Source organism: Actinomadura oligospora ATCC 43269, from assembly GCF_000518265.1.
Lineage (GTDB): Bacteria > Actinomycetota > Actinomycetes > Streptosporangiales > Streptosporangiaceae > Spirillospora > Spirillospora oligospora.
Map to the genome: position 1 here is coordinate 962872 of NZ_JADG01000003.1, position 16781 is coordinate 979652.

12 protein-coding genes are annotated in these 16781 nt (G+C 72.2%); 7 read left to right on the forward strand and 5 right to left on the reverse strand.

Going from position 1 to position 16781, the window contains the following annotated elements; translation table 11 throughout:
* Nucleotides 1-75: 75 nt before the first annotated feature.
* Both P696_RS0103855 and P696_RS0103860 read left to right on the forward strand, forming a co-directional pair.
* Nucleotides 76-1080 (forward strand): metallophosphoesterase family protein, encoded by a 1005-nt coding sequence (locus tag P696_RS0103855; protein ID WP_026411288.1) that lies wholly within the window; start codon nt 76-78, stop codon nt 1078-1080.
* A 64-nt stretch (nt 1081-1144) separates the two neighbouring features.
* Nucleotides 1145-3808, forward strand: a complete 2664-nt coding sequence (locus P696_RS0103860) for a WD40 repeat domain-containing protein (RefSeq protein WP_026411289.1) — start codon at nt 1145-1147, stop codon at nt 3806-3808.
* A gap of 15 nt (nt 3809-3823) precedes the next feature.
* On the opposite strand, the gene P696_RS0103865 is transcribed toward P696_RS0103860, so the two are convergent.
* The 3 genes from P696_RS0103865 to P696_RS0103875 form a co-directional block, all read right to left on the reverse strand.
* Nucleotides 3824-7060 carry a WD40 repeat domain-containing protein gene (locus P696_RS0103865; RefSeq protein WP_026411290.1) on the reverse strand — a complete coding sequence of 1079 codons (3237 nt, stop codon included), beginning with the start codon at nt 7058-7060 and terminating at the stop codon, nt 3824-3826.
* Between the two features lie 83 nt (nt 7061-7143).
* Entirely contained in the window at nt 7144-9408 is a 2265-nt protein-coding gene (locus tag P696_RS0103870; RefSeq protein WP_026411291.1) for a hypothetical protein, read from the reverse strand.
* A gap of 100 nt (nt 9409-9508) precedes the next feature.
* Nucleotides 9509-10243, reverse strand: a complete 735-nt coding sequence (locus tag P696_RS0103875) for a VOC family protein (protein ID WP_026411292.1) — start codon at nt 10241-10243, stop codon at nt 9509-9511.
* A gap of 78 nt (nt 10244-10321) precedes the next feature.
* On the opposite strand from P696_RS0103875, the gene sigJ reads away from it, so the two are divergent.
* The 4 genes from sigJ (at nt 10322) to P696_RS0103895 (ending at nt 13722) form a co-directional block, all read left to right on the forward strand.
* Nucleotides 10322-11194: an RNA polymerase sigma factor SigJ gene (gene sigJ / locus P696_RS0103880; RefSeq protein WP_026411293.1), complete on the forward strand. Its 873-nt coding sequence runs from the start codon at nt 10322-10324 to the stop codon at nt 11192-11194.
* Nucleotides 11195-11261: 67 nt separating this feature from the next.
* The gene (locus tag P696_RS43120; RefSeq protein WP_034482812.1) at nt 11262-12428 is read left to right on the forward strand and encodes an NAD(P)/FAD-dependent oxidoreductase; all 1167 of its coding nucleotides are present in this window, start codon (nt 11262-11264) and stop codon (nt 12426-12428) included.
* 158 nt (nt 12429-12586) lie between these two features.
* Nucleotides 12587-13213 carry an SAM-dependent methyltransferase gene (locus P696_RS0103890; protein ID WP_026411294.1) on the forward strand — a complete coding sequence of 209 codons (627 nt, stop codon included), beginning with the start codon at nt 12587-12589 and terminating at the stop codon, nt 13211-13213.
* A 17-nt stretch (nt 13214-13230) separates the two neighbouring features.
* A complete protein-coding gene (locus P696_RS0103895) occupies nt 13231-13722 on the forward strand; it encodes a DinB family protein (RefSeq protein WP_026411295.1) in 492 nt (163 codons plus the stop codon).
* Nucleotides 13723-13740: 18 nt separating this feature from the next.
* Here P696_RS0103895 and P696_RS0103900 read toward each other — a convergent pair whose 3' ends face one another.
* Nucleotides 13741-15069, reverse strand: a complete 1329-nt coding sequence (locus P696_RS0103900; protein ID WP_026411296.1) for a M14 family zinc carboxypeptidase — start codon at nt 15067-15069, stop codon at nt 13741-13743.
* A 26-nt stretch (nt 15070-15095) separates the two neighbouring features.
* On the opposite strand from P696_RS0103900, the gene P696_RS0103905 reads away from it, so the two are divergent.
* Nucleotides 15096-15710, forward strand: a complete 615-nt coding sequence (locus P696_RS0103905) for a TetR/AcrR family transcriptional regulator (RefSeq protein ID WP_026411297.1) — start codon at nt 15096-15098, stop codon at nt 15708-15710.
* 22 nt (nt 15711-15732) lie between these two features.
* Here the strand turns inward: P696_RS0103905 and P696_RS0103910 are convergent, their stop codons facing one another.
* Nucleotides 15733-16698: an NADP-dependent oxidoreductase gene (locus P696_RS0103910; protein ID WP_245627486.1), complete on the reverse strand. Its 966-nt coding sequence runs from the start codon at nt 16696-16698 to the stop codon at nt 15733-15735.
* Nucleotides 16699-16781: the final 83 nt, after the last annotated feature.

Below are 16781 nucleotides of genomic sequence, written 5' to 3' on the forward strand. Positions count from 1 at the left end.
TGCAAAGGAGGGTCACGCGCGACAGGCCGGATAACCCTTTGCGCGCCGAATCGGCGCCTGCCTAGGCTCGCCCGGGTGCGGCGGACCATCATCATCGGCGACATTCACGGCTGCTTCGACGAGCTTCTCGAACTCCTGGAGAAGGTCGACCTGCGGCCGGACGACCTGCTGGTCAGCGTCGGCGACCTCGTCGACCGAGGCCCCGCGCCCGGCGAGGTCGTCCGGTTTTTCCGCGAGCGTCCGAACTCGGTCGTGGTCATGGGCAACCACGAGCGCAAACACGTGCGCGGGATCTTCTCCTACGCGCAGGAGATCACCCGCATGCAGCTCGGCGACGACTACGCCGAGGCGGTCGACTGGATGCGGACGCTTCCGTACCACTTCGAGAACGACGACGTCCGCGTGGTCCATGCCGCGCTGCTGCCCGGGATTCCTCTGGCCGAGCAGAAGGAGGAGATCCTCTGCGGCTCGACCAGCGGCGAACGTGAGCTCACCGCGCTGTTCCCGGACGGCCACTGGCATGACCATTACAGCGACGCCAAGCCGGTCGTGTTCGGCCATCACGTCACCGGACGTGAACCGCTGCTCCGCGACGGCCGGATCTTCGGCCTGGACACCGGCGCCTGCCACGGCTGGAACCTCACCGCGCTCTGCGTCCCGGGATTCACGGTGCACTCGGTGGCGGCGCACGCCGACCACTGGACGATCACCAAGCGCGAATGGCAGCTGCCCGTCCTCAAGGCCCGGCAGTGGCTCGACCTCACCTGGCAGGAGCTGGCCGAGGCCGTCACACGCTTCTCCTCGACGTCCGCCCCAGCCGCACGCGCATGGCTGGAGTCGGTCGAAATCTGGGCGGCGGAGCTGCGGTCCTGCTTTCCCGCCCTGGTGACCGCGGCTCACCGCGCCGCCGACGGGCTCACCACGGACGAGCTGCGGCAGCATGCCGCCGCGCGATTCCTGTTCCAGGCCCGGGCCGGACGGCTCGACGACCCGAGCCTGGCCAGGCAGTGCTCGACGCCTCGCAAGGCGATCGACCTGGCGACCGCGCTCGGGTCGCCTCCGCGCGACTTCCCGGGCTGAACGACAGGAACTCTTTCGCGAAGTGGCGGAGGAGCGTCGGTGGCGTCCCCTAGCATCGCCGCCCATGAAGATCACCGACACGACGAGGCGTGCCGTCCTGGACGCGCTGACGACACAGGACTGGGCCGCGTTCGAGCCGGAACGCGACCTGCTCCCCCTCCGGACGGCGCTGAGGGAACTGGAACGCGCCGAGGGTGTCGGCGAGGCGCACCGGCTCGCGACCGAGCGGATCCGCGAACGCGGGGCCCTGCTCCGGCATCCGGACGCGCATCGCGTCGAGATCAGCACGGCGGCGCTCAGCCCGTCCGGACGGTACCTCGCGGTGGGCGACTTCGGCGGCGACGTCTACGAGGACGGGGCCACCCTGGCGATCTGGGAGGTCGCCACCGGCCGCTGCGTGAACGTCATCGACGGGTTCGTCGGCGGGATCGGCTGGCCCGGATACGGCCGGACGCTCCAGTGGTCGGCCAACGAGACCCGGCTGGCCGTGATGTACCGGTCGAACAACATCGGCATCGTGGACCCCTTCGGCGATGAAAGCGGTGAGCCGGACGTGACCGCCCGGCTCACCTACAACGGCCGACCCGACCCGTTCGCGTTCGCGCCCGACGGGCAGCGCGCCTACGCCCTGGACGAGGGCTCCGACACCGGCGGCTCGATCGTGACGTTCCCCGGCCTCGAGACCACGACGGTGCCGGTGCTCGACCACGAGGAAGAGGCGGAAGAAGAGGAGGACGAGGACGACACGGGCTTCATGCTGCAGTGGCCGGCCTGGTCCCAGGACGGGAAGCGGCTGTACGGGGGCCTGTGGGACGGGAGGCTCTGCTCGATCGACGTCGCCTCGGGAGAGGTCATCTGGATCGTCCAGGGCGAGGAGGACCACTGGCACCCGTCCGCCGCGTGGAACCGGGACGAGACGCTCTTCGCCTACCGCCGCGACGGCGAACTCGTGATCGCGGACGCGGCGACCGGCCGGGACGTCGCCCTCGTCCCCGGTTTCTCCGATGTGCCGCTCGCGACCGTCCACCTGTCCTGGGGGAACCGGCTGGCCGTCGTCGTCCCCGCCGGGCACCGCGGCGACCGCGCGTACGTCGCGATCGTCGACCCGGCCGGCCGGCGCTGCTACGACCTCGACGTGGACGCCCGGGACGGACACGACATGATCACCCCGTGGGCCTGGGCGCCGGACGGTGACCGCGCGGCCTTCCTCACCGCCGACGGCCGGATCGAGGTCTGGTCTATGGGCGACGAGCGTGCCGAGCGAGTGGGCGCCTTCGTCGCTCCGAAGCAGGCCACCGGGCTGGTCTGGGGCGCGGACGAGGTGCTGGTGGCGCTGGGCGAGACCGTCCTGCACTTCGTGCGAGCCGACACCGGAGAGGTCGTCGGCGACACCACGCTGCTGCGGCAGCCCGCCGCTGAGCGTCCGCTGCTCCTTGACGATGACGACATGGGCGAGGAGGTGTGGCCAGGTCCCAATCCCACGTTCGCGCTCGACGAGCGGACCTGGGCGGTCGCCTTCCGGGAGGGCATCGTGATCGCCCCTCCCGGAAGGGAGCAGGACCTGGCCGAGACACTCGCCTGGGTGGTGGACCGCCGCTGCGCGTGGCCGGTTCACTGGGGGCGGCTGGACGTCTTCCCCGACGCGCGCGCCGCCGCCGCTGAGTGCGAGGTGGGCGAGCCGCTGGATGAGTTGCTGGAGCCGTTCCTCGACGCCACCGAGCCGGTCCCGGTCCCGGCCCCCGGAGCGTGGCCGCCTCCCGGCCCGGACACGGTGGACGACCTGTTCGCCGGCTTCCTCGAAGCCGTCGTGGCGTACGGCGTGGACGAGCTTCCGTGGACTGGCGAGGCTCTCCACGAAGCGGCTCTCATCCGCGCCCGGCGCGGCGAGCCGGACGGCGTGCGCGCGCTGGTCGAGGCGTCCCCGGAACGCCGGCGCCCGTTCGTGGCGGCCGAGGCGGCGATGTTCCTGGTTTCAGCAGGCAGGCAGGACGATGCCCGCTCGCTCCTCGCCGAATACGAAGCGGCCTGCGAGAGTCAGTGGGCCGATCCGGACTGGTACCCGATGCATCAGGGCAGCCAGGCCCGCGCCGCGGCGGCCGTCGGCGGAGCGTACGCGGCGCTGGGCGACACCGAGCGCGCGGACCGGTGGTTCCGGACGGCCCGAGAAGCGCTGCGCGGGCTGCACGACAGCTGGGACCACCGCCTCCCGGTCGTCTGGGCCCTTCTGGAATGCGGACGGGAGGTCGAAGCGCAAGCCCTCCTCGAGGAAGCCACCGGCGATCCCGGCGACACCGCCGGTGTTCCGTTCATCGCCTACGCGCTGCGCAAGGGCCAGGTCGACCTCGTCGAACGCATCCTGCGCGACGCAGAGAACTGGTTCCACGACTGGACGGTGGTGGCCCTTCTCCGGCAGCACGGCCAGGACGGCCTGCTGCGCGAATGGGCCGAGCGCAACAACCTCGCGGCCGACGAACCGGCCGACCAAGCCGACGAGGACCTCGCCCGCAGGTACGCCGAGATCACCCAGATCCCGCCCGCGAAGCGGCAGGTCCCGACCGCCGACCTGCTCATCCGGGCGGCCCGGCAGCACCGGCTCGACGCGGTGCTCGCCCTCCTCCCGAAGCTGCCGATGCCGACCCACGGCGGCATGTCCTCACACGACCGTCCGTTCGCGGCGTTCAACGCGCTGCGCATCGTCACCACCGGAATCGACCACGAGACCTGGTGACGCGCGCCGGTCGCGTCATTCCTCCCGGCTCAGGACGGCGATGTCGCCGCCGAAGCAGACGACGAGCCGTCCTCGGGAGGTCGCGGCGAGCGCGGTGACCGGGTGCGGGAAGACCAGTTCGTCCGCGGCCGAGCGGCCCTCGGCGAGGTCCCAGACGCGCACGGTGCGGTCCGCGCTCCCGGAGAACGCGACGGGACGTCCGTCGAGGACGGTCGTCGCCAGGGCGGTGATGGTGCCGGTGTGGCCCGCCAACGCGGGCCACACCGGCGAGCCGTCGGACACATCCCAGGCTCGGACGACCTGGTCCCTACCTGCGGTGACGGCGATCGCGCGGCCGTCGATCCTGGTCACCGCGACCGCGCACAGGTCGTCGGTGTCGCCAAGCCGCGGCTTGTGGACCTCCCGGCCGTTCCGCACCTGCCACACCACGGTCTCGGCGGACGCGTCGCCGCCCGCGGTGACGGCCACGGCGCGGCCCTCGGCGTCAGCGGTGACGGTGGCGGCGCGCACCGGGTCGTAGTGCAGGGACCGCAAGCGCCGTCCGACGCGCTTGCCCGTCCGCAGTTCGTGGACGGAGACGGCGTTGTCGTAGGTCCCGGTCACGACGACCTCCCGGTCGCCCTCCTTGCCGAGAGCGACGGCGATGACCTCGACGCGGTGGTCGGTGGCGAAGCGCACCTGCTCGCTGCCGTCGGTCAGGTCCCACAGCACGATCTCCTCGTTCGGAGCCGCGACCGCGACCGGACGACCGTCCAGCTCGGTCACCGCGAACGCCGAGACGGGGCCGGTGCGGATCGGCTCGGCGACCGGCGTGCCGCCCGCCAAGTCCCAGGTCCGCAGGTGGCCGCCACCAGCCGAGACCACCACCTCGCGGCCGTCGACCTCCGCGACGGCCACCTCGACGGCCCCGGCGCCGGGGCGGGGGCGAAGGGTGTCCGGATCGTCCTCGGCCGGTGGACGCAGCTCCCAGACGAAGATCGAGTCGTCGTCGCCGGACACCAGCGTGGGACGGCCGTGCAGTTCGGCGAACGCGAACGCGGCGGGGCCGGTGGTGTGGCCCTTCCACGGTTCGCCCACGGCTTCGCCGGTGGCCAGGTCCCACATCTGCGTCTCGGTGTGCGTCCGCCTCGTCCCGCCGATGACCGCGACGGGCCGTCCGCCGACCTCACCGATCGCCAGCGGGTGGGACCCGCGTCCGGCGATGGGCAGCTGCCGCGCCTCGGTCCGCGTGGCCAGGTCCCAGACCCTCGCGGTGTAGTCACGAGCGGTGGTGACGACCACCTGACGGCCGTCGACCGTGGCGGCGGCCACCTGCACGATCTCCCGCCTGTGCCCGACCAGCGGATCGCCGAGGCGCCGACGCGTGGTCAGGTCCCAGACGTCCACCGTGCAGTCGTTCGGGTACATCCCGCTCGCCACGAGGGCGACCGGACGGCCGTCCAGCTCGGTGACCGTGATGGCGTGCACCTCGGCCGCGGGGCCGACAAGGGGCTCCCCCGACGCGTGGCCCTCGGCCAGGTCCCAGACGCGGACCTCGTTCTCCGCGCCGCCGCCGCGTCCGCCGGACAGGGCCACGAGACGGCCGTCGACCTTCGCGACGGCGAGGGCCCGAACCTGAGTGTCAGGTGTGGTCAGGGGTGCTCCGATCTCCTTGCCGAGCGCCAGATCCCAGATCCTGACGGTGCCGTCGTCGCCGCCGCTCACCGCGACGTCACGGCCGTCGAGGGTGGTGAGCGCGACGACGTTCACCGCTCCCCGGTGGCCCTTCAGGTCGCTGCCGATCTGGTCGCCGGTGGTCGGGTCGAGGACGCGTAGCTTCTGGGTCCACCCTGCGGAGACGACGACGGCGCGCCCCTCAACCGTTCCCGTCGCGAGCGTCCGGCAAGTGCTCCCGGGAAGCGACAGCGCGGCGCGGTCGGTCAGGTCGGTTCCTGTCGCCCAGTCCACGCGCCATGTGGAGCGGGCGCGGCTCCTGCCCGCTGGACGGTCCGGGCCTGCGAGCGAGATGTCCCACAGCAGCATCGCGCTGTCCCGTCCGGCGGTCACGGCGACCGGGCGTCCCTCCAGCTCGCCGACCGTGAGGGCGGTCGACGACTGGGCGTGGGCCTCCATCGGATCCCCGATCGGACGGTCCTCGGCGAGGTCCCACATGCGGAGAGTGCGGTCGAGACACTCGACGATCACGACCGGCCGTCCGTCCACCATCGTGGTGGCGATCTTGCCGGGGGCGCTCAGGTCGTGGTCCCGGAACGGTTCGCCGACCACCGTGCGGGTGGCCAGGTCCCGGGCCTGCAGGGGCTTGTCCGGCCCGCCGCTGGTCACGGCCACGGGACGTCCGTTCAGGATCGTGATGGCCAGGCTGCTGCCGTAACACTCCAGCGGCTCGCCCAAGCCGTGCCCGTCGGACGGATCCCAGAACCGCAGCGTGTGATCCAGGCCCAAGGTCACCAGCACCGTCCGGCCGTCGACCTCCACGACGTCCGCGTCGCACACGAGCCCGTCGTGGCCCTCGAACCGTCCGCTGATCCGCGTGCCTCGCTGGAGGTCCCAGATCTGGACCGGGTCGGGGTCGTAGCCGCAGCAGATCGCGACGGGCCGTCCGTCCAGGACGGCCGTCGTGATCCTGAGGACGGTGTTCCTGCCGGAGCGCAGCATGCCCCCGATCTTCGTTCCGGTCGTCAGGTCCCAGCGCTGCATGCCCATGTCGTAACCGGCGACGAGGATCGGACGACCGCGGACGGTCGTGGTGGCCACCGCCGTGGCCCGCTGGTCGAGAACGCCCGTCTCGTCACCGGTCGCCATGTCCCACAGGCGCACGGTGTCGTTGATGTACTTCGCGCCGACCGCGACGGCCCTGCCGTCGACCGTCGCGGTCGCCAGCGCCTCGATGCGCTCGGTCCGTCCGGCGAAGCGGCGGACCAGCCGGTTGTTCGGCATGCGTCCGGTGTTCCAGACCGTGGCGGCGGCGGGATCGTCGCCGGACGGCGTCGCGACGTCCGCGATCCGGCGGGCGAGGTCGTCGGCTCCCCAGCGGGACGCGTCCAGGCTCAGCGCCTGCCGACGCCGGACGGCGTCCACGTGCCGATGCCGTTCGAACGACGTCCGGTAGACCGTCGCCGCCAGCCGTGCCTCGGCGCTGGTGGCGCGCTGAAGCAGGGCCAGCACCTCGCCCGGATCCGCATGGACCAGGTGCTTCGGATCGCACAGCAGGTCATCGGCGGACGGCGGCTCGGCGGGAGCGGAGTTGATCATGCCCGGACCCTACTGAGCACACCGACGCGAAACCCGCCAAATGCCTGAAACCGCAGGCCGACCGCCGTCCTTGAACAGGAAGGCTAGTGCGATGTGGCGGTTGCGAGGGCGGCGGTGTGGAGGAGTTCGGACACGCTGCCGGTGAAGGACGGGAGCATGCGCAGAGCGAGGACCCACGAGTCGCGGGACGGGTCGAGATGTTCGCGGACCAGCGGGGTGAGAGCAGCCAGGGCGTCCGGGCCGGTCATGGCCGCCAGTGCCTGTTCGGCCGGATGCGCGAGTGCTGCGGCCTGCTCCCAGGTCACCGCGCCCTCGCTGACGGCGCGATGCAGCCAGGGACCGGCGGTGTTGTCCCGGAGGATCTCCTCCGGGGTCTCGCCGACGATGACGTCGTTGGTCTCCTTGAACCAGCGCCATTGCTGCCGTTCGGCCTCGTCGCGGAGTTCCCGGGGGCATTCGGGGAGCTCGGCCAGGCCCAGCAGGACGATCGTGCCGAGCGGTTCGCGGCGGTGCTCGTCGATGAGTTCGTCCCACCGCCACAGGTGCGCCTCGCGGAACACCTCCGAGGCCGACGGGTGGGTGCCCCGCTCACGCAGCACGGCGGCCTGGGCCTGCGCGGTCTCACCGGCGGTGACGGTGGCGCGCATCCTCTCCAGCGCCGCGCCCGCGTCCGGCTCGGCCACCAGCAGCCTCGCGAACCGGCGCACCTCGGGACGAATGACCTTGCGGGAGAACTTCCGTGCCTCCGGCTCGTTCTCCAGGAGGTCGCGGACCGCGTCCGGGCCGCCGCGTTCCCACAGGTTGAGCATCAGGCGCTGCTGCGGGACGATCCCGCGCACCCGGACCAGGGCCAGGATGTGCCGTTGCAGGCGCACGTTGGAGCAGCTGACCGCGTCGCGGGCGCGGAAGCCGCCGTCGCGTTCCATCAGGCGCTCGACCAGGTCCTTGCTCAATCGTCCCGACAGCAGACGTTCCCGTTGGGGCCCGGTCGCGCCGGTCCGCAGGAACAGCCGGGCGTTGAGCGCCGGGTCGTTCCGGCTCATCAGGACCTCGATCGCCTCGGGGGCGAGCGACGGCCGCTGCGCCAGCGCGAGCCGGTACCGCTTCTGCTTGGCGTTCATGGCGAACTCGAGCCAGGCGTCCTGCCAGGCGCCCTGACCGAACAGATCGGCGACCGTGCGGTCGTCCAGATGCCTGAGCAGCTTCAGCTGCGTCTCGACCGACGCCGCGTCCAGGAGGGCCAGGAACTTCGCGCGGGCTCCCGAGACGGAGACGGCGCCGTCCCAGGCGGGCAGGTCTCCCCCGCCCGGCCAGCCGGTCGCCTTGGCGCGTCCCTTGGACGGCGCGGCCTCCCCGACCTCCGTCAGCAGGTCGGCGAGGTCCCCACGGAACCGGGACAACCGGGCGCGGACGGCCCGCCACGCCTCCACGTCGTCACCGAGGTGCTTGGCGACGAAGACGGCCAGGTCGGGGCCGTCCTCGTCCTGCGCAAGCGGCACGGGCACAGGCGCGGGAGGTGCGGACGGACGCAGCTCCGCAGGACAGTCGGGACGCGTCGCGAACGCCTCCAGCGCGTGATCGCCGAACGGGCGGCCGGCATGCGCGCGACGGAGGGCCTCCCAGTCGACGCGAACACGCAATCCCAGCATGTCCAGGGCGAACTCGGGCGTGCCGTTCCGCGCTCCCTCTCCGTAGAGCTCCTCGATCAGGCCTTCGGTGCCCTCGGCGACGGCCACCGCCTCACGCAACGCGCCGACGTCACCGGCGGCCAGGACGGTCCGCAGGACTTCGGCGACCTCCGGACGGAACCTGTCCTGGTTGAAATGGGCCAGCTGTCCCAGGCCGCCGTCGTGGTCGTGGACGGTCAGCAGCCCACGCAGCTGCTCGGCACGCGTGAGGTCGGAGGAGATGTCGATGAGCGTCGAACGCGCCGCCCGTCCGAGCGGGCACACCACCAGGGCGCGCCGTGAGCCCGAACGGTCCACCTCCAGCATCCACACGGCGCCGCCCCGGTTCGTCCAGTCCGCGTGGGGACGCGCGGTGGCCAGGACGTCGCGGCAGCCGCGCAACGGCCACCAGCCTCCGGTGTGATACCTGGTCCGGCTGAAGACGATGGCGGCGGCGATCGTCGGGTGACCGGTCGCGGTGACGCGCGCCTGCAGTTCCAGATCGTCGCCGAAGACGTCCTTGTTCGCGACCAGGTGGCGGAGGAACTCGATGTTCCCCTCGTCCAGGACGGTCTCGACGAGCCGCGCGGGCAGCGGCCCCCTCGACAGCGCCTCAGCGAAGCAGTCGGCCGCCGACGTCAGCAACGGACGCCAGTCCGCCTGGTCGGAGGTGGCGAACAAGGTGGAGAACGCACGCTGGACGGTGTTGATGAGTGACTCCCGCTGGACCCGATTCGGCCCGGAAGCCTAGCCGCTGGAAGATCACCCTCGCCACCCGTGGTCAGCGGGGGGTGAGGAGGCAGAACTCGTTGCCCTCGGGGTCGACGAGGACCCTCCAGTGGAGATCGGACTGGTCGATGCCGGGGGCGGTGGCGCCCAGGCCGCGCAGGCGCTCCTCCTCCGCCGCCATGTCGTCGCCGGGGTAGGGGCAGACGTCGAGGTGGACGCGGTTCCACACGGTCTTGCGGTCGGGGGTGCGGACGAACTCCAGGTAGGGCCCGACGGCCTTGGAGGAGCGCATGCTGGCGTGGTCGTCGGCGACCTCGTGGACGGTCCAGTCCATCGCCTCGCCCCAGAAGCGGGCCATGGCGCGCGGGTCGGCGCAGTCGACGACCACCGCGGCGATCGGGCCGGTGTCACCGTAGACCGCCCGGGGTTCCAGGACGCAGAACTCGTTGCCCTCGGGGTCGGCCATGACCGTCCAGGGGACGTCGCCCTGGCCCACGTCGGCGTGGGTCGCGCCGAGCCCCTCGAGGCGCGCGACCAGTTCCTCCTGGTGGGCGGCCGAGGTGGTGGCGAGGTCGACGTGCACCCGGTTCTTGACCGTCTTGGGTTCCGGACGGTTGATGAGGTCGATGCAGACGGCGCTGGGGTCTGGGTAGGCGAAGTCGGCCGGTGTGATGCCGCTGCCGTAGTCCTCGTGCTCGACGTCCCAGCCGAGCGCCTCCGCCCAGAACCGGCCGAGCGCGGCGGCGTCGTGCGCCTTCATGTTGATCTGCACCAGTCTCGTTGCCATGGAAAGATCGTAAATGCCGCCGTGACCTGGTTCGTCATGGCCGGGCGCAGGATCGATTCAAGGGGCTGGGGGCCGCGGATGGAGCCGACCGGCACGTTGGCGGAGGCCGACTGGGACGCGCATCGTCCCGCCGTCTTCGGGGCGGCCTACCGGATCCTCGGCAGTGTCGCCGAGGCCGAGGACGTCACGCAGGACGTCTGGTTGCGCGCCGCCGGCGCCGACCTGTCCGAGGTGCGGGACCTGCGGGCGTGGCTGGTGACCCTGGCCGCCCGGGCGTCCTACAACGTGCTGAAGTCGGCGCGCGTCCGGCGCGAGTCGTACGTCGGGCCCTGGCTTCCCGAACCGCTGCTGACCGGGCCCGACGCCGCCGCGCAGGTGCTCATGGACGACATGGTCGGCACCGCGATGCTGGTGGTGATGGAGACGCTCAACCCGGCCGAACGCGTCGCGCTGGTGCTGCATGACGTCTTCGGCTTCTCGTTCGCGCAGATCGCCGAGGTGCTCGGCGGCACGCATGCCGCGAGCCGCAAGCTCGCCTCCCGCGCGCGGGCGCGGGTCGCCGCCGCCGAGAAGCAACCCCGGGCGTCCAGGGCCGAGACCGAACGCGTCCTCAGGGCGTTCAAGGCCGCCGCCGATGCGGGCGACATGGCCGAGCTGGTCAGGCTGCTGAACCCCGAGGCCGTCTACGTCGCCGACGGCGGCGGCAAGGTGACCGCCGCGCGCAGGCCGGTCCTGGGCGCCCGGACGATCGCCCTGCTGGTGGTCAGGCAGATCGAGATCAGGCGTCCCGAGACGTTCCGGATCATTGAGGTGAACGGACGTCCGGCCCTGGCGACCTACCAGGGCGGCGAGCTGGTCTGGCTCGACACCGTGGAGGTCGCCGACGGCCGGATCACGACCCTGCGGAGACTGGTCAATCCAGAGAAGTTCGCTCACCTCGGTCACATCTGAACCCGCCGCCTTGTCTCCCTGCCGCCCCCGATCCGCGGGGGCGGCAGGCTGAGAAGGGGACACGACGATGGCGCACGTTGTGATCATCGGAGGCGGGTTCGCGGGCGTGTGGGCCGCGGCCGGAGCGGACCTGGCACGGGAGCGGGCGGGCGGGGCCCGGGATCTGCGGATCACGCTCATCGCGCCGAACGACCACCTGGTGCTGCGGCCGCGCCTCTACGAACCGGAGCCGGACCTGGCCAAGGTGGAGCTGCGCAGGATCCTCGAGCCGATCGGCGTCCGGCACCTGCGGGCGACGGTGAGCACGATCGACACCGCCCGCCGCGTGGTGGTGGCGGACGGTCAGGAGGTCGCCTACGACCGCCTGGTCCTGGCGTCCGGCAGCCGGCTCGTCCGGCCGCAGGGCCTGCCCGGCGCCGAGCGGCTCTTCGACATCGACACCCTCGACGCGGCCCGGCGGCTCACCGACCACCTGCGCGGCCGGGAGGACTTCACCGCCGTGGTCGTCGGCGCCGGGTTCACCGGCCTGGAGGCCGCGACCGCGCTGGCCTCCAACGGCCGCGTGCTGCTGGTCGACCGGTCGCGGGTCGTCGCGCACGCCCTCGGCCCGGGCCCGCGCGGCGAGATCGAGAGGGCGCTGGACGAACTGGGCATCGAACGCCGCCTGGTGACGACGGTGACCGAGGTCGGCGACGGCTACGCCCTCCTGTCCGACGGCACCAAGGTCGACGCGGACGTGGTGGTCTGGACGGTCGGCATGCGGGCCAGCGAGCTCACCCGGCAGATCGGCGACAGGCTCGACCACCTCGGCCGGGTCCCGGTGGACCGGCGGCTCCGCGCCCTGCCCCACGTGTTCGTCGCCGGGGACACCGCCGCGGCGCCGTTCGACGAAGAGCACACGGTCATGCAGGCGTGCCAGCACGCCACCCCGCTCGGCAAGGTCGCGGGCCACAACGCGGCGGCCGACCTCCTCCACGTGCCGCTGCGCGACTTCACCCCGGGCCCGTACGTCACCTGCCTGGACCTGGGTGAGGCGGGCGGCGTCTTCACCCGGGGCTGGGACCGGAAGGTGATGGCCCGGGGCGCCGAGGGCAAGGAGATCAAGGTGCGGATCAACCAGGCGATCCACCCGCCGGTCGACGACGCGGAGAAGATCACCGCCGCCGCCGACCGCGTCCACATCGAGCTGCCCTTCTTCCCCCGCGCGGAGGAGACACCCGCTCCCGACGCCTGACCCGGCCAGCACGCGGCGGCCCGAAGTGGCCGCCGCGTGCGCAGGTCAATCCCTCACCGCAGTCGCCGGGCTGAGACCTTCTTGCTGGAACGGCAAGATTTCGTGCCGGATCGCGGCGTGCTGGCGAAACTGGGCTCTTCCCGACAGAGGAGCCCACGATGAGCACCACCGATCCGGTGACCTTCTGGGACGGCGTCTACGCGGGCCGTCCGATATCCGACGGCCCGCCTCCGAACGTCCGCCTCACCGAGACCGTCACGAACCTGCCGCCCGGTGACGCACTTGACCTCGGATGCGGCACCGGCGGCGACGCGCTGTTCCTCGCCCGCCAGGGCTGGCAGGTCACCGCCGCCGACATCTCGGCCGTCGCGGTCGACCGGCTCACCGCCCTCGCACGCTCACACGGCCTCGGCGACCGGGTCACCGCCGAGCGGCACGACCTGCGCGCGTCCTTCCCGCAGGGCGAGTTCGACCTGATCTGCGCCCACTACCTGCACACCCCCTTCGACCTGGACAGGTCGGCCGTCCTGCGCACCGCCGCGCACGCGCTGCGCCCGGACGGACGGCTCCTGGTCGTCGACCACGGCTCGGCCGCGCCCTGGTCGTGGAACCAGGACCCCGACATCCGGTACCCGCGCCCCTACGAGGTCGCCGCGGCCATCGGCCTGGACCCGGCGTCCTGGACGGTCGAACGAGCCGACACACCCCGCCGGATCGCGACCGGACCGGCCGGACGCACGGCCGAGGTCACCGACCACGTCCTGCTCATCCGCCGCACCGCCTGACCAGGAGGGAGACCACCATGCCCAGCACGCCGCGCCGCGCCGACACCCCGCCGCCCCGGACCGGAGGCACCGAGGCCGAGACCCTGCGCGGCTTCCTCGACTACCTCCGAACGTCGATCGCCGCGAAGGTCGAGGACGCCCCCGAACCCCAGGCGCGAACAGCCGTGGTCCCGTCCGGGACGAACCTGCTCGGCCTGCTCAACCACCTGACGTTCGTCGAACGCTCGATCTTCCTCGGCGACGCCGTCACCGACTGGCAGGGCACCTTCCAGGCCGCGCCCACAGACAGCGCGACCGACGTCGTGACCCGCTACCGAGAAGCCGTCCGGCACGCGAACGAGGTTCTCGACGGCTGCGCCGACCTCAGCGCGCCGCTCCCGCGACCACGCCCGGGCCGTCCCGCCCCCAGCGTCCGCTGGGCGCTGACCCACATGATCGAGGAGACCGGCCGTCACGCGGGCCACGCCGACATCCTCCGCGAACTCATGGACGGCACAACCGGCCGCTGACCAGCGACCGAGTAGGGCTCAAGCCGTCCCTGGCGTGGGAGCCGCGACCGCGCGGCCTGCGGCGAGCAGGACGGCACCGAGCTGCACCGCCACCAACCTGCGGATGTCGATCGCCGAATCCGGGCCTTCGGCTTCAGCCTCGGCGATCCAGCGGTCGAAGCGCTCGGCGAGCAGTCGGCGTTGGCCGCGGATGGCCGGGGTCGGGTTGCCCGCGGCGATCTCGGCGTCGAGCATGCGCAGGAAGGTCCCGAGCAGGCGAAGCCGGAACAGGTGCACCGCCTGCCGCTGGTCGAACTGCTCGGCGACCGTGGCGGGCCGGTCAGGGCCGGGAAGCGATTCGGCCCGCTCGGTGAGGGTGCGGAGGGTCCGCAGCGTGGCCTCGGTGGAGCGCCGGAACGGCGAGGCCACGGTCAGGTCGTCCGTGACGGCCGCCAGTCCGGCCCCCAGGAGATCGATCAGTTCCCGCCGGTCGGCCGCCGCGGCCGCGACGACCCGCTGGTATCCGGCGCCGGTGTCGGTCTCGTCGGACACCCGCGCGTCCGCCCACATCGGCACCTCGGTCACCAGGTGCAGCGCGCCGAACCGCGCGGCGTAGTCGGCGCTGCTCGCGCCCGCACCGAACGCCGCGCCGATCTGTGCTCCGCCGAGCGTCGCGTAGACGGCCGGGGCGATCGTCCGGGAACCGGGCAGTTCCGGCTCGCCGTGATGCAGCGGCAGGCCCTCGAGTCCAGGAAGGTCGGCCAGCTGCCGGGCGAGCGTCGCGTCGTCGCGGTTGAGGTAGAAGAACGCGCCCTGGTGCTCGCCGTTGTGCAGGGAGCAGACCAGGGACGGCTCGACCTCGTCCATGAGCCGCATCAGCGCCGCCGTCTCCGGCAGCGGGCGATCGAAGTGGTAGTCGCCGACGGACAGCGGGAACGTCCACTCGACCTGGTCTGCCAGGTCCGGACGGTAGAAGTGCCCGGCGTAGGCGCGACGGTCGCCGGGCCTGCCGAACCAGCCCTCGTTGAGCCGCGCGCCGTCCGGGTCCACGCAGGCGATGAAGTGCCAGCGGTATCCCAGTTCCGCGCGCAGCCCGGCGTCCTGGCACAACAGGTCGAGCAGCGCGACGACGGTGAGGAAGCCGACCGGTTCGTTGGGATGCGGTCCGCCGATGACCACCGCGTCCGCCGGGCCGTCGCCGACGGTCAGCGCGCGCAGCGGCTCGCCCAGCCGTGACGTCCCGATCCGCCTCACCTGGACGAGGTCGGGATGGGCGGCAACCAGCGCGTCCAGCTCGGCGTTCAGGTCGTCCACGGACGGGAAGGCCGTCCGGCTGGGCACCCGGCCCATGTACTGCTCTAGTTTCATAATCCGGTTACTGTAATAATGAGATTATGAGAATGACAAGGGCGGAGACCAAGGAACGCAACCGCCGCGCCCTGCTGGACGCGGCCCGCGGGATCGTCGCCAGGGACGGCCACCGCGCCAGGCTCGAGGACATCGCCGAGCAGGCCGACCTGACCACCGGCGCCGTCTACTCGCTGTTCGGCAGCAAGAACGGCCTGCTCATCGCCCTGGTCACCGATCACCTCGGCCCGCACTACGACGGGATCGAGCAGGCCGTCCCGGCCGACCTGGACCTGCGGGCGGCCGTCAACGCCTTCGCCCGCTACTACCGGCGCATCTGCGACGACCCCGACGCGCTGCGGCACCTGTCGTTCGAGACCAGCCTCCAGGACGCGGCGCTGCGGGATCCCGACCTCCGGGCCAAGCTCGCCGCGTCCATCCAGGCGCACGAGCAGCGCCTGACCGAACTGTTCGCCGGACGATCACATCAGGGGGACGCCGTGTCGCCGCGGCAGGCGCAACGGCTGGCCACCGCGTTGCGCGCGCTCATGGCAGGACTGAGCCAGGGCGTCATCCTCGGCCTGTCGGAACAGGGATCCGAGGAGTACTTCGCCGACACCGCCCGCGCACTGACCGCCCCCCAGGTTCTCGGCCCGCCCTGACCTCGGGCGGCGCCCGCCCGGGCTAAGGATGAAGCACGATCTTGCCGTGGGTGTGCCGTCGCTCCAGCTCACGGAACGCCTCACGCACCTGCTCCAGCGGGTAGGCGCGGGCGATCGGCACCTCGACCTCTCCCCGCGCGGCGAGCCGGGCCAACTCGCCGACCACCACCGCGCACGCCGCCGAGCCCTCTCCGAAGGTCCGCGCGCCGACCCTGGCCGCGGCATCCCAGTCGCGGATCGTGTTGATCCGCTCGGGACGGACGCCCAACTTCACCGCCAGGTCCACATAGCCGTCACCGAAGGTGTCGATGAACGCGTGGATCTTCCCGTCACAGGCTTCGCGGATCCGTTCGGCGACACCGTCCCCGTACTGGACGGGGACGACGCCGCGAGCCTCCAGCCAGGCGTGGTTCGCCTTACCGGCCAGCCCGATGACCGTGGCGCCGCGCCGCCGCGCGAGCTGCACCGCGAGGGACCCGACACCGCCCGCCGCGCCGGACACCACGACGGTGTCGTCCGGCCCGGGATCGACCGCGAACACCGAGGCGTACGCGGTCGTGCCCGCCACGTACAGCGACCCGGCCACGTCCCACGACAGCACTTCCGGCCGCGGCGTCAGGTTCACATCGTCCGCCACGACGTACTCCGCATGGCTCGCCCGGCCATGGGTGAAGCCGAGGACCTCATCGCCCTCCGCGAAGCCGCGCACCTGCGGACCGGTCTCCACCACGACGCCCGCCAGGTCGCTGCCCTGCCCGGACGGGAACGACGCCGGCCAGCGCCCGTGCCGCGCGCCCTCGCGGATCATCACCTCACCGGGCTGGATCCCGGCCGCGCGCACCTCGACCAGCACCTGCCCGGGCCCGGGCGCCGGACGCTCCACCTCGTCCACCCGCAGGACGTCGATGCCGCCGTACTCGTGGAACCGCACCGCCTTCATCGCGCGTTCACCGCTCTCCTCGTCAGGGATGGGCCCGGATGCCCACATCGCGATCATGCTCCTGACCACGACACCCCGGAAGCGGAGCGCTCACCCTAGGACCGCCACTCCGACGATGCGCCAGACACAAG